The sequence below is a fragment of the Streptomyces sp. NPDC001157 genome, from assembly GCF_053598255.1.
Window position 1 is genome coordinate 183750 of record NZ_JBSFJW010000004.1, and the last position, 13888, is coordinate 197637.

General features: G+C 69.6%; 11 protein-coding genes. All 11 read right to left on the reverse strand.

Features of this window, described 5'->3' with window-relative positions; genetic code table 11:
• Positions 1-42: 42 nt before the first annotated feature.
• Positions 43-1311 (reverse strand): MFS transporter, encoded by a 1269-nt coding sequence (locus ACWDAG_RS09160; RefSeq protein ID WP_450694959.1) that lies wholly within the window; start codon positions 1309-1311, stop codon positions 43-45.
• A gap of 132 nt (positions 1312-1443) precedes the next feature.
• Positions 1444-1779: an RNA polymerase-binding protein RbpA gene (locus tag ACWDAG_RS09165; RefSeq protein ID WP_003976875.1), complete on the reverse strand. Its 336-nt coding sequence runs from the start codon at positions 1777-1779 to the stop codon at positions 1444-1446.
• 211 nt (positions 1780-1990) lie between these two features.
• A complete protein-coding gene (gene secG / locus ACWDAG_RS09170) occupies positions 1991-2227 on the reverse strand; it encodes a preprotein translocase subunit SecG (protein ID WP_110627372.1) in 237 nt (78 codons plus the stop codon).
• Between the two features lie 109 nt (positions 2228-2336).
• The gene (tpiA, locus tag ACWDAG_RS09175; RefSeq protein WP_450694960.1) at positions 2337-3113 is read right to left on the reverse strand and encodes a triose-phosphate isomerase; all 777 of its coding nucleotides are present in this window, start codon (positions 3111-3113) and stop codon (positions 2337-2339) included.
• A 5-nt stretch (positions 3114-3118) separates the two neighbouring features.
• Entirely contained in the window at positions 3119-4330 is a 1212-nt protein-coding gene (locus ACWDAG_RS09180; RefSeq protein WP_450694961.1) for a phosphoglycerate kinase, read from the reverse strand.
• Between the two features lie 132 nt (positions 4331-4462).
• Positions 4463-5473, reverse strand: coding sequence for a type I glyceraldehyde-3-phosphate dehydrogenase (gap, locus tag ACWDAG_RS09185; RefSeq protein ID WP_057618359.1), 1011 nt, complete (start codon positions 5471-5473; stop codon positions 4463-4465).
• 227 nt (positions 5474-5700) lie between these two features.
• Complete coding sequence (locus ACWDAG_RS09190; protein ID WP_450694962.1) at positions 5701-8655, reverse strand: M14 family zinc carboxypeptidase; 2955 nt, start codon at positions 8653-8655, stop codon at positions 5701-5703.
• Between the two features lie 166 nt (positions 8656-8821).
• Positions 8822-9811, reverse strand: a complete 990-nt coding sequence (whiA, locus tag ACWDAG_RS09195; RefSeq protein ID WP_030933313.1) for a DNA-binding protein WhiA — start codon at positions 9809-9811, stop codon at positions 8822-8824.
• Positions 9802-10869, reverse strand: coding sequence for a gluconeogenesis factor YvcK family protein (locus ACWDAG_RS09200; protein ID WP_450694963.1), 1068 nt, complete (start codon positions 10867-10869; stop codon positions 9802-9804). Before ACWDAG_RS09200 ends, whiA begins: the two co-directional genes overlap by 10 nt.
• Positions 10866-11822, reverse strand: a complete 957-nt coding sequence (rapZ, locus tag ACWDAG_RS09205; protein WP_450694964.1) for an RNase adapter RapZ — start codon at positions 11820-11822, stop codon at positions 10866-10868. The genes ACWDAG_RS09200 and rapZ overlap by 4 nt, the downstream gene beginning before the upstream one ends.
• Positions 11819-13849: an excinuclease ABC subunit UvrC gene (gene uvrC, locus ACWDAG_RS09210; RefSeq protein WP_450694965.1), complete on the reverse strand. Its 2031-nt coding sequence runs from the start codon at positions 13847-13849 to the stop codon at positions 11819-11821. The genes rapZ and uvrC overlap by 4 nt, the downstream gene beginning before the upstream one ends.
• Positions 13850-13888: the final 39 nt, after the last annotated feature.

Genomic DNA, 13888 nt, shown 5'->3' on the forward strand with positions numbered 1-13888 from the left:
TTCTTTCCTGCCGTGCCCCGCTGCCGGTCCCAACCTAGTTGATCAGCGCGTGACATGAGCTGTCGTGGCGTCGCCGTGCGGCGCAACCACAGGTACGTCCGGCTTGCGGGCAGGTATCAGGGCGAGGACCGACAGAACGAAGAAGGCGGCGGTCAGCAGGGCCGGTGTGTTCAGGCCCCAGGCTGTGGCGACCGCGCCACCGAGCAGGGCGCCCAGCGGAGCCCCGGCGACGGCCAGGGTGCGGAAGGCAGAGCTGACCCGGCCGAGCAGGTCGGCGGGGGTGCGCTGCTGCATCAGCGTGGTCGTGTTGACGTTCCACACCATTCCCATGAAGCCGAACACGGCGAGTGCGGCCGCCGTCGCGGACAGGCTGCGCACGCTGCCCATGACGACGAGGGCGGCTATCTGTACGAGGCCCGCTAGCAGCACAGCCCGCATGGGTCCGAGGCGGGTGGTGAGCTGCCGGTTCACGGCGCCCCCGGCCAGGCCGCCGACCGTGTAGGCGGTGGTCGCCACCGCGTATCCGGCGGTGCCTGCGTCCAGCCAGCCGATCACCAGGACGACCAGGGTGGCGATGAGAGCGCCCATACCGATGTTGCACAGGGCGGTCGCGGCGCACAGTCCGCGCAGGGCCCGGTCGCGCCACAGGGTGCGCAGTCCCTCCGCGATCTCCCGGCGCAGAGTGCTGCCCGCCGGTTTCGGTCCGCGCTCGGGTGCGGTGGTGCGCAGGGACGCGACCAGCGCGGCGGCCACCAGGAAGGTCCCGGCGTCGGCTGCGAAGGGGACGGCGGCCCCGGCGGCGAGCAGCAGCGGCACCGCCGGTGCCCCTATCAGGCCGCCCGCGATCTGCTGTCCCGTCATCAGCCGGGCATTGGCGCTGCCGAGCGCCTCCTGGTCCACCAGGACGGGCAACAGGGCAGTGGAGGCGTTGTCGAAGAGCGTCTGGAGGGCGGTCAGCACGAAGGCGAGCGCGATGAGCAGCGCGATCGAGGCGTGGCCGAGCGCGACGGCCACGGCGAAGGCGGCGACGAGCAGTCCCCGTACCGCATCCACCGTCCACATGGCGCGCCGCTGGTCCACCCGGTCCGCGACCGCGCCGCCGAGCAGTCCGAAGACGATCCAGGGCAGATAGCCGCAGGCGGTCACGGATGCGATGAGCAGGGGGCGGTCGGTCAGGGACGCGGCGAGCAGGGGCAGCGCCGCACCCCGCAGCGCGTCTCCGAACCGGGACACCACCGCGGCCGTCCACAGTCGCCCGAACCCCCCACGCCACGCGGGCGCGAGACTGTCCACCCCCTCGACCGTCGCCACAACTCCCCCTCACGATTCGCCGATACACAAACCGTAGAGGGCACCACTGACAATCGGTCCGGAGCCGGCCGGCGGCCGGGCACGAAACAGCTCCGGCCAGGCACTCCTCGGTGCCCGACCGGCTCTCAACTCCTAGATCTCGCCCCGCAGTTTGGCGAGCGCCTCGGCGAGGATCGCCTCGCCGTCCGCGTCACTGCGCCGCTCCCTGACGTACGCGAGGTGCGTCTTGTAGGGCTCGGTGCGCGGCGGGTCCGGCGGGTTGTCCCGGTCCTGTCCGGCGGGGAAGCCGCAGCGCGGGCAGTCCCAGGTCTCGGGAACCTGCGCGTCGCTGGCGAAGCTGGGCTGCGTCTCGTGCCCGTTCGAGCACCAGAAGGAGATGCGCAGACGCGGCGCGGACTCGCCGCGCTCGGCCTCGCCCATCGGCCCCGCCCCGACCCGGCTTCCTCGGATCGCGTTGCCACTTGCCACGGTCGTAACTCCCTGCGTGATGGTGCCGCGAAGCGAGTCGGCGTTTCGCTTCGTTGCGAGCGCCTCAGTCTACGTAAGGCCCAACGCGCGTCCAGTGATTGGAGTTACACCCCCCACACCTAGACGCAAGCCCCATGATAGGCCGCGCTCAGCTGCGCGTACCGAACATGGGGCCTTACGTGCGGAATGTACGTGCTGTGTGCGTCGCTGCTCAGCTGTTGGACTTCATGAGGATGCCGAGTACGACAATGCACGCGAACCAGAGCAGACCGATCACCACGGTGATGCGGTCGAGGTTGCGCTCGGCGACCGAGGAGCCGCCGACGGACGACTGCATGCCGCCACCGAACATGTCGGAGAGGCCGCCGCCCTTCCCCTTGTGCATCAGCACCAGCAGCATCAGCAGCAGGCTGAAGACGATCAGGGCGATCGAGAACCCCAAAACCACGGCTGGACCAACTTCCTCGGATTCGGATGAACGACGGGGGGCACAGCAACCAAGCTGTGCCCCCGCAAGGGTACGACGTATCGCCGCTACCGCATACTCCCAGCTCGTGTCACTGGTCGCGGAAGCGCACGATCTTGACGAACTCGTCCGCGTCCAGCGAGGCGCCGCCGACCAGGGCGCCGTCGATGTCGGCCTGCGCCATGATCTCGGCGACGTTGCCGGCCTTGACGGAGCCGCCGTACTGGATGCGGACCTGGTTGGCCAGCTCCTGGGTGTACAGCTCGGCGATCTTGCCACGGATGGCGGCGCAGACCTCCTGGGCGTCCTCGGCGCCGCAGACCTTGCCGGTGCCGATGGCCCAGACGGGCTCGTAGGCGATCACGACGGTCTCGGCCTGCTCGGCCGGGAGGCCCTTCAGACCGCCCTCGACCTGGGCGAGGGTGTGCGTGACGTGGTTGCCCGCCTCGCGCACCTCCAGCTCCTCGCCGACGCACAGGATCGGGGTCAGGCCGTGCTTGTAGGCGGCCTTGACCTTGGCGTTGACCAGTTCGTCGGTCTCGTTGTGGTACTGGCGGCGCTCGGAGTGGCCGATGGCCACGTAGGTGCACTTCAGCTTGGCCAGCATGGAGCCCGAGATCTCGCCGGTGTAGGCGCCGGAGTCGTGGGCCGAGAGGTCCTGGGCGCCGTACTTGATCTTGAGCTTGTCGCCGTCGACCAGGGTCTGCACGGAGCGCAGGTCGGTGAAGGGCGGCAGGACGGCGACCTCGACGGCCTCGTAGTCCTTGTCCGCGAGGGCGAAGGCGAGCTTCTGGACGTGGGCGATGGCCTCGAGGTGGTTGAGGTTCATCTTCCAGTTGCCCGCCATCAGCGGCGTGCGCGCGGTCATGTGGGTCAGTCCTCCAGTGCGGCGAGGCCGGGGAGCGTCTTGCCCTCGAGGTATTCGAGGGAGGCGCCGCCGCCGGTCGAGATGTGGCCGAATGCGTTCTCGTCGAAGCCCAGGAGGCGCACGGCCGCGGCGGAGTCTCCGCCGCCGACGACCGTGAAGGCCGGGGAGTCGAGGAGGGCCTGGGCGACCGCCTTGGTGCCCTCGGCGAAATCGGGGTGCTCGAAGACGCCCATCGGGCCGTTCCAGAAGACGGTGGCGGCGTCGGCGATCTTCGAGGCGTACAGCTTGCGGGTCTCCGGCCCGACGTCCAGGCCCTCCTGGTCGGCCGGGATGGCGTCCGCGGGGACGGTGGTGGGGTTGGCCGGCGCCTTGGTCTTCAGGTCCGGGAAGTCCGTGGAGACCAGGGTGTCGACGGGCAGCACCAGCTCGACGCCGGTCTTCTCCGCGCGCTCGATGTACTCGAGGACGGCCGGGATCTGGTCCTCCTGGAGGAGCGACTTGCCGATCTCGTAGCCCTTGGCCTTGAGGAAGGTGTACGCCATGCCACCGCCGATGAGCAGGCGGTCGGCCTTGCCGAGCAGCTGGTCGATGACGGCGAGCTTGTCGGAGACCTTGGCGCCGCCGAGGGCGACGACGTACGGGCGCTGTACGTCGTCGGTGAGCTTCTTCAGTACGGCGACCTCGTTCGCGATGAGGTAGCCGGCGGCGTGCGGCAGGCGCGCCGGGAGGTCGAAGACCGAGGCGTGCTTGCGGTGCACGGCGCCGAAGCCGTCTCCGACATAGACGTCCGCGAGGGCGGCCAGCCGATCCGCGAACTCGCCGCGCTCGGCGTCGTCCTTGGAGGTCTCGCCCGCGTTGAAACGCAGGTTCTCGATGACCGCGACCTGGCCGGGCTCCAAGCCGTCGACGGCGGCGTGGGCGGCCGGGCCCACGGTGTCCTGGGCGAACGCGACCGGGGCGCCCAGGAGTTCACCGAGCCGCTCGGCGGCCGGGAGGAGGGAGAAGGCAGGGTCCGGCGCGCCCTTGGGGCGGCCGAGGTGCGAGGCCACGACCACCTTGGCGCCCGCGTCCGCGAGGGCCTTGACGGTGGGCAGGACGGCGCGGATGCGGCCGTCGTCGGTGATGAGGCCGTCGGCGAGCGGCACGTTGAGGTCGGCGCGGACGAAGACCCGCTTGCCGTCCACGCCGTCGGCGAGAAGTTCGTCGATCGTCTTCATTAGGGAGGCTCCTGGTGAGGGTTGCTCTGATCGTACGAGGGCTGCTGCGTACGCGAGTCAGGGCCCGGGCGGCGCGTCCCTGCGCCGCCCGAGCCCTGCGTTCACATCGAGTTGCCTGCTCTGTGGATCAGATCAGAGCTGGTTGCCCACGAAGACCGTCAGGTCGACGAGGCGGTTGGAGTAGCCCCACTCGTTGTCGTACCAGCCGAGGATCTTCACCGAGTTGCCCTCCTGGACCATGGTCAGGGAGGAGTCGAAGGTGCAGGAGGCGGGGTCGCTGACGATGTCCGAGGAGACGATCGGGTCCTCGGTGTACGACAGGTAGCCCTTGAGGTCGCCGTCCTCGGAGGCCTTCTTGAACGCGGCGTTGACCTCGTCCTTGGTGACCTCGCGCTGCAGCGTCACGACCAGGTCGGTGGCCGAGCCGGTGGGGACCGGGACGCGCATGGCGATGCCGTCCAGCTTGCCCTTGAGCTGCGGGAGGACCAGGGCGGTGGCCTTGGCGGCACCGGTGGTGGTCGGGATGATGTTCTCGGCGGCGGCACGGGCGCGGCGCAGGTCCGAGTGCGGGAAGTCCAGGATGCGCTGGTCGTTGGTGTACGCGTGGACCGTCGTCATCAGGCCCTTGACGATGCCGAAGTTCTCGTCGAGGACCTTCGCCATCGGCGCCACACAGTTGGTGGTGCAGGAGGCGTTGGAGATGACGTGGTGGTTGGCCGCGTCGTACTTGTCCTGGTTGACGCCCATCACGATGGTGATGTCCTCGTCCTTGGCCGGCGCCGAGATGAGGACCTTCTTGGCGCCGCCGGCGATGTGCTTCTCGGCGTCGGCCTTCTTCGTGAAGATGCCCGTCGACTCGACGACGATGTCGACGCCCAGCTCGCCCCACGGGATGTCGGCGGGGTTGCGCTCGGAAAGGACCTTGATGGTGTGCCCGTCGACGGTGATCGTGTCGGCGGTGTGCGACACCTCGGCCTTGAGGCGGCCCAGGATGGTGTCGTACTTCAGCAGGTGGGCGGTGGTCGCGGTGTCACCCAGGTCGTTGACAGCCACGATCTCGATGTCTGCACCCTGCTCCAGCAGTGCGCGGAAGTAGTTGCGACCGATACGACCGAAGCCGTTGATGCCTACGCGGATCGTCACGAACCGATCTCCTCGTTGGTACGCCGGCCATGCGGTGCCGGCGAGCTCTGTTTGGGATGTCCCCGACCACCCCCGACCCTACCTCCCTGAGGGCCCCGGAGTGACATCGAGACGCCCCATACATGGGCAGGCGGTCCGTACCCGCCAGTAGGGGTACGGACCGCCCGGCCCGGAAGACCGATCACTCTTTTTGACTACGGTGAGCTAGTCATCGTTGACCAGGGCATTCACCCTTCCAGGGCCGCGAGGGCCTTCTTCATGAGGGTGTTGCGGTCGGCCGCCGCGGTGACGTGCTCCAGGCCGAAGCCCAGCAGCACGGTCCGGTCGGTGGTGATCGCTCCGTATGTCCTGAACAGGGCTCCGGTGCGCGTCCAGTCCTTGAGGACGGCGGGGCTGCCCGCGGGCGGTCCGGGCACGTTCCAGGCGCCGAGCGACGTCTCGAAGCCCTCGGTCTGGGTCGCGGTGCCGCCGACCACGAGGGAGGCGTCGTCGGCGAGGACGCCGTGCCCGCCGGTACCCGGGTCGGTGACGTAGCTGATGGAGACCTCCACGGACTTGCCGGCGTACGCGCTCAGGTCGAAGTTGACCTGCTCCCAGCCGTTGGAGGCGCCGGTGAGACTGTTCCAGGAACCGCTTGTGCCGGTTGCGGTGCAGTTGTTGTCGGCGATGGTCAGGTAGTGCTTGAGCCACGGGTGCTCGTTCACCAGGAAGCCCGCCCCGCACTCGCTCGGCACGGTCTGCTTGGTCGCGCCGCCCCTCTCCGGGAGAGTCGTCCAGTCGTCGGCGCCGGTGGTGTGGGCCTCGACGATCACGTGGTCGTAGCCGGGCTCGGTGTCCCACAGCAACTGGCCGCGCAGGGTGGGCTGCTGGGCCGCGGTGACACCGGTGAGGTCGATGGTGCGGGTGAGGCGCTTGTACGCGTCGTCGGTGTGAACGGCGGCCGCCATGAAGGAGCCGGCGTACGGCCCGTACGGGTTGACGGTCCCGGCGAACTGCCCCGCGCCCGCGCTGGCGAACTGGGGGTACTTGTCGGCGGGCAGCGAGTCGGAGGTGACGCTGTAGGTGCCCGCCTTGTCGAGCGGGTTGCCGGTGGCGGCGCCGAGCGCCCCGCTGAAGCCGTCGAGCTTGCCGGAGCCGGCGAAGCCGGTGGCTCCGGGGGTCGACGTACGGGAGTAGGCACCCAGGTAGTACTGGCTGAAGTCGTTCGACAGGGTGCCGCCGCCGAGGTCGACGCTGCCGCCCGCCTGCTCGCCCGCCTCGATCAGCTTGCCGCCCTCGTTGAGGTAGGCACGCAGCTGGAGCTGGGTGGCATTGCCCGGGACACTCGCCCCGGTGTAGTGGACGACGGTCTTGAAGTGCTTCAGCACGCCGAGCGCGTCGGGTGCGCCCTGGGTGGCGACGTCCCAGACGATCGCCTTGCGGCCGTTCGCCTTCAGCGCGTCCACGTACGTCTGCGCCTGCGTGGCGGCGGCACCTTCCTCGGCGACGACGAGCGTGTCGGCCTTGGGCCGCTGGGCGACCGTGTAGGTGAAGTGCTCGCTGGAGACCTTCTTGCCGTTCCTGGCCCGGCCGGTGAACCACACCTCGACCTTGTCGCCCGGGTCGCCGTCCTTGACCTTGGCCCGGTACTCGTCGAAGTGCAGGTTGTCGTCCCCGCCGTAGGTCTCGCCGCCCTTCCAGGCCCTGAGCCCCTGGTCCTGGGTACGGCCGCCGTTGACGCGGTACTTGAGCTCCTTGTCACGCACGGCCTTGCGTACGACGACGGAGACCTCCTGGTCCGCGCCGCGCGAGTACGACGTCGAGAACTTCGCCGGGGTGAAGTCGGCGGCGGTCAGACCGAGCGAGGAGGACGGGGTGTCGGGGTGCGGGGCGGTCTCGGCGACCGACAGCGCGAACGGGATGTTCTTCTCGAACTCCTGCTGGATCAGCTTCTCGTCGTCCGGGAAGTTGAAGACGGACTGGCAGTCGGCCGCCTTCCACTGGTCGTTGGGGTCGATGTTCGACGCGGTCTGGCACGTCGACATCTCCGGGGTGAACATCGACATGCCGTTGACGTTCCCCGCGTGTCCGTCCGCCTCCCCGTTGGTGGTGTACAGCTCGGAGGAGACCTGGGGGCGGTAGCCGGGGATCGCGGAGTTGTCCGGCGAACCGGCGAGGGCCTTGTAGACCACGTCGTCGGGGGTCGGGGTGGCGACCTGCCAGCCGACGCCGTAGAGGAGGAGTTCGGCGGCGGAGTGGTAGTTGATGGCGTACGCGAAGCCGATGCGCTTCTCGAAGGCGTCCAGCGCCCTGGTCTCGGGCTCGGAGGCGGGGCTCGCGCCGCGGTAGGTCTCGCTGGTGGGGTTGGGGGACGAACCCTCGTCGTCGTAGCCCCACTTGTAGGCGAAGTTGCGGTTGAGGTCGACGCCGTCACCGGTGGATATGACACCGTCGCCGTTGACGTCCCGCAGGTTCTTGCGCCACAGGCGGGTCTCGGAGTTCTTGAAGGTGTAGTCGTAGCCGTCGGGGTTGGCCGAGATCACGAACCACAGCTCGGTGGAATCGACGATCTTCTTGATGCGCTGGTCGGTCTTGTAGTGGTCCAGGTAGTAGTGCATCAGCCGGCGGGTCATCTCCGGCGTGATCCACTCGCGCGCGTGCTGGTTGGACATGTAGAGGACGGAGGGTTTCGAGCCGTCCTTGGACTTCTTCGCGCCCTTGGTCAGTTTGAGGGCGAGGATGTCCTGTCCGTTGACGGTCTTGCCGATGGAGACGACCTTGGTGAGGCCGGGGTTCTCCTGCCCGGTCCGGACGATCTCCTCCTTGAGACCGCCGCTTCCGCCGTACGGGCGGAAGACGCCCTGGGCGGCGGCGTCCACGCGTTTCTCCGCCTTGGCCGAAAGCGTGTGCTCGGTGAGGGCTACGCCCTGCTTCTCCAGCTTCTGGGCCTGTTGGCCGGTGAGATAGACCTCGACCGAGGCGGTGCCCTTCTCCGGGACCTGCTCGCCGAGTTCGTTGCCGTCCTGCCCGGCCGCCAGCAGCAGGGGTACCTGCTTGGCGGTGACATCGGCGCGGTAGACCTTGACCTCGCCCGGGTCGGATCCCTGCGAACTTCCGTTCTGCGCCTGGGCGATGGGTGCGAGGCTCGCGCCGCCGAGCAGGAGCGCGCCGACAGCGAGGATCGATCTCGCTCTGTGTCTCATGAACCCCCCTAGCAATGGTCCGCCACAGCAGCGAACTGTTGCCAGGCTCATGACACTTCATGATCGAGTCAAGGGCGCCTCACGGACAGCCACATGCCGGTGCCGACGTCCCAAAGGGGCGCCGGCACCGGCATGTTGAGCGATCTTCAGATGTTCCTGCGCGGGGTCAGCCGACCAGGTTGTCGGCCATCTCCTCGGTGATGCTGGACTCCGTGCCCGGGATGCCGAGGTCGGAGGCGCGCTTGTCGGCCATCGCCAGGAGTCGGCGGATACGGCCCGCGACGGCGTCCTTGGTCAGCGGCGGGTCGGCGAGCGCGCCCAGCTCCTCCAGCGAGGCCTGCTTGTGCTCCATGCGCAGGCGCCCGGCGGCCGCGAGGTGCTCGGGGACCTCGTCACCGAGGATCTCCAGAGCGCGCTGCACGCGGGCGCCGGCGGCGACGGCCGCGCGCGCGGAGCGGCGCAGGTTGGCGTCGTCGAAGTTGGCGAGACGGTTGGCCGTGGCCCGCACCTCGCGGCGCATCCGGCGCTCCTCCCAGGCCAGCACCGACTCGTGCGCGCCGAGACGGGTGAGCAGGGCGCCGATCGCGTCGCCGTCGCGGACGACCACGCGGTCCACACCGCGCACCTCACGCGCCTTCGCGGCGATCGACAGCCGGCGGGCGGCGCCGACCAGGGCGAGTGCGGCCTCCGGGCCGGGGCAGGTCACCTCCAGGGAGGAGGAGCGGCCGGGCTCGGTCAGCGAGCCGTGCGCCAGGAAGGCGCCGCGCCAAGCGGCCTCCGCATCGCAGGTGGCCCCCGAGACCACCTGCGGGGGGAGACCGCGGATCGGACGGCCGCGGCCGTCGACCAGGCCGGTCTGGCGGGCGAGCTGGTCACCGCCGGCGACCACCCTGACGACGTAGCGCGAACCGCGGCGCAGTCCACCCGGCGCCATCACGATCAGTTCGGAGCTGTGACCGAAGATCTCCAGGATGTCCCGCTTCAGGCGCCGCGCCGCCATCGCGGTGTCCAGCTCCGCTTCGATCACGATGCGCCCGCTGACCAGGTGGAGGCCGCCGGCGAACCGCAGAATGGCGGAGACCTCCGCCTTTCTGCAGCAGGTCCGGGTGACGGGGAGCCGGGAGATCTCATCCTTCACCGCTGCCGTCATCGCCATGGGCCGATCCTTCCATGCATCCGAAAAATACGGTCGTACGCGGCGGCCAGCAGCTCCGGGTCATGCCGCGGAGTTCCGTCCCTCCGGGCCACCGGCGCCAGCTCGACCGCGGCACCGAACCGCTTGGCGGCCTCGGTGAGCACGTCACGGTCAGGCACGGCGGCCTCGTCGGCCAGCACCACGTCCAGGGCGAGTTTAGGGGCGTGTCGTCCCAAAACCTCCAAATGACGCTGCGGGGAGAAGCCTTCGGTTTCTCCGGGCTGCGGGGCGAGGTTCAGCGAGAGTACCCGGCGCGCCTTCGTCTCGGTGAGGGCGTCCAGGAGTTCGGGAACGAGCAGGTGCGGGATGACCGAGGAGAACCAGGAGCCGGGGCCGAGAACGACCCAGTCGGCGTCCAGGACCGCCTCGACGGCCTCGGGGACGGCGGGCGGGTCGTGCGGCACGAGGTGCACGGACTGCACCTCGCCCGGCGTGAGCGCCACGGTCGCCTGTCCCCGCACGGTGTCGACGTCCTCGGGCCGCTCCGGGTCGTGCCCCTTGACCAGCGCCTGCAGCTCCAGGGGCACGGCGGACATGGGCAGCACGCGCCCGTGCGCGCCGAGCAGCTTGCCGACCAGGTCGAGGGCCTGCACGTGGTCGCCGAGCTGCTCCCAGAGGGCGACGATCAGGAGGTTGCCGACCGCGTGTTCGTGCAGGTCGCCCTTGGACTGGAAGCGGTGCTGGATGACGCGGGCCCAGGTCTGTCCCCAGTCGTCGTCGCCGCACAGCGCGGCCAGCGCCTTGCGCAGGTCGCCGGGCGGCAGCACCCCCAGCTCGTCGCGCAGCCGGCCGCTGGAGCCTCCGTCGTCGGCCACGGTGACGACGGCGGTGAGGTCGCCGGTGATCCGGCGCAGTGCGGCGAGCGAGGCGGACAGGCCCATGCCGCCGCCGAGGGCGACCACCTTGGGCTGGGCACCGCGACGGCGCGGCCGGGCGCCGCGGGCCTCGACGGGCCGGCCCGCGCGGGACTCGGGCACCACCCGGCGCAGCCTGCCCAGCCGCGAAGAACGTTCCGTCATTCGCGTCCCATGTCCCGGTGCACGACCACCGTCTCCACACCCTCGGCCGCGAGGCGCGCGGCGAGTTTCTCCGACGTGGCGACCGAGCGGTGCTTGCCTCCCGTGCAGCCGATGGCGATCGTCACGTACCGCTTGCCCTCGCGGCGGTATCCGGCCGCGATGAGCCTCAGCAGTTCGGCGTACCGGTCGATGAACTCCTTGGCGCCGGGCTGGTTGAAGACGTACGCCGACACCTCCTCGTTGAGGCCCGTGAAGGGGCGCAGCTCGGGGACCCAGTGCGGGTTGGGCAGGAAGCGCATGTCCGCGACCAGGTCGGCGTCGACCGGGAGGCCGTACTTGAAGCCGAAGGACATGACGGTGGCCCGCAGCTCCGGCTCCTCCTCGCCGGCGAACTGGGCGTCCATCTTGGCGCGCAGCTCGTGCACGTTCAGGCTGGAGGTGTCGATCACCAGGTCGGCGTCGCCGCGCAGCTCGCGCAGCAGCTCGCGCTCGGCGGCGATGCCGTCGACGATCCGGCCGTCGCCCTGGAGGGGGTGCGGGCGGCGCACCGACTCGAAGCGGCGCACCAGGGCGTCGTCGGAGGACTCCAGGAAGACGATCCGCCGGGTGACGTTCTTGGCCTCCAGGTCGGCGAGGGACTCGCGGAGGTTGTCGAAGAAACGGCGGCCGCGGACGTCGACGACGACCGCGATCCTGGCGACGTTGCCCTGCGAGCGGGCGCCGAGCTCCACCATGGTGGGGATCAGCGCGGGCGGCAGGTTGTCGACGACGAACCAGCCGAGGTCCTCCAGACACTTGGCGGCGGTCGACCTGCCCGCACCGGACATGCCCGAGATGATCACCAGCTCCGGGATGGCCGCCTCGGGGACCGACCCGGGTGTGTCGTTGCCCGTACTCACCTGTGCTCCGTCTCCGGCCTGGCTTTCTTGCCCGTCGTGCTCGTTCACATTCATGTCTCCTGCCCCCGTCGTTCGTCCGGGGCGCCCATGGTTACGGACTGCCCGCTGGAACCCATTGTTCCGGGTTCCTCCTCCATGATCTCTCCAGTCGCCGTATTCACGGCGGGCGCGGCCGGGGCCGCCTGGGCGAGGGCCACGGCGATGGTCTCGGCCGTCTTGCGGCCTATGCCGGGCACCTCGCAGATCTGGTCGATGGTGGCGGATCGTAGTTTCTTCAGCGAACCGAAATGTTTCAGCAGTGCCTGCTTGCGTGTGTCCCCGAGTCCCGGCACGTCGTCCAGGGGGCTCGACCTGAAGCGCTTGGCCCGCTTGGTGCGCTGGTAGGTGATCGCGAAGCGGTGGGCCTCGTCACGGACGCGCTGCAGCAGGTAGAGGCCCTCGCTGGTCCGGGGCAGGACCACGGGGTCGTCGTCGTCCGGCAGCCACACCTCCTCCAGGCGCTTGGCGAGGCCGCACACGGCGACGTCGTCGACACCCAGCTCGTCGAGGGCTTTCTTGGCCGCCGCGACCTGCGGCTGCCCGCCGTCGACGACGACGAGCTGGGGCGGGTAGGCGAACTTCTTGGGGCGGCCGTCCTCCTCGGTGAGTGCGTTCTCGCCGTCGGCCCACTCCCCCGTCTTCTCCTTCTCGGCGATGTACCGCTTGAAGCGGCGGGTGATCACCTCGTGCATGGAGCGGACGTCGTCCTGCCCCTCGAAGCCCTTGATCTGGAAGCGGCGGTACTCGCTCTTGCGCTGCAGGCCGTCCTCGAAGACGACCATGGAGGCCACCACGTCGTCGCCCTGGAGGTGCGAGATGTCGTAGCACTCGATTCGGAGGGGGGCGCTGTCCAGGTCGAGCGCCTCGGCGATCTCCTCCAGGGCGCGCGAGCGCGTGGTCAGGTCGGAGGCGCGCTTGGTCTTGTGCAGCACGAGCGCCTGCTGGGCATTGCGCTCCACCGTCTCCATCAGGGCCTTCTTGTCGCCGCGCTGGGGGATGCGCAGCGAGACCGCGGAGCCGCGGCGCTCGGCGAGCCACTCCTGGACGGGCTCGACCGGGTCGGGCAGGGCGGGGACGAGGACCTCCTTGGGGACGGAGTCGCCCTTCTCCTCGCCGTACAGTTGCTGCAGGGCGTGTTCGACCAGGGCGCCGGTGGTGATCTCCTCGACCTTGTCGGTGACCCAGCCGCGCTGGCCGCGCACCCGTCCACCGCGTACGTGGAAGATCTGGACCGCTGCCTCCAGCTCGTCCTCGGCGACCGCGATCAGGTCGGCGTCGGTCGCGTCGGCGAGCACGACCGCGTTCTTCTCCATGGCCTTCTTCAGGGCCTCGATGTCGTCGCGCAGGCGGGCCGCCCGCTCGTACTCCATCTCTTCGGCCGCCTCGGTCATCTGCTTCTCCAGGCGGCGGAGGTACGTCCCCGTACGGCCGGCCATGAAGTCGCAGAACTCCTCCGCCAGTTCGCGGTGTTCCTCGGCGGAGACGCGCTCGACGCAGGGGGCGGAGCACTTGCCGATGTACCCGAGCAGACAGGGGCGTCCGGTGCGGGCGGCGTTCTTGAAGACACCCGCCGAGCAGGTGCGCACCGGGAAGACGCGCAGCAGGAGGTCCACGGTGTCGCGGATCGCCCAGGCGTGCCCGTACGGCCCGAAGTAGCGCACACCCTTGCGCTTGTGGCCGCGCATCACCTGGACGCGCGGGAACTCCTCGTTCATCGTCACCGCGAGGTACGGGTAGCTCTTGTCGTCGCGGTACTTGACGTTGAACCGGGGGTCGAACTCCTTGATCCAGGAGTACTCCAGCTGCAGGGCCTCGACCTCCGTGGACACCACGGTCCACTCCACGGACGCGGCAGTGGTGACCATGGTGCGGGTGCGGGGGTGGAGTCCGGCCAGGTCCTGGAAGTAGTTCGCCAGGCGCTGGCGCAGGCTCTTCGCCTTCCCGACGTAGATCACCCGGCGGTGCTCGTCACGGAACCTGTACACCCCTGGGGAGTCCGGGATCTGTCCCGGCTTGGGGCGGTAGCTGGAGGGATCGGCCATGTCTCACACCCTACTGGCGGGGGCTGACAGTGCGGCGGG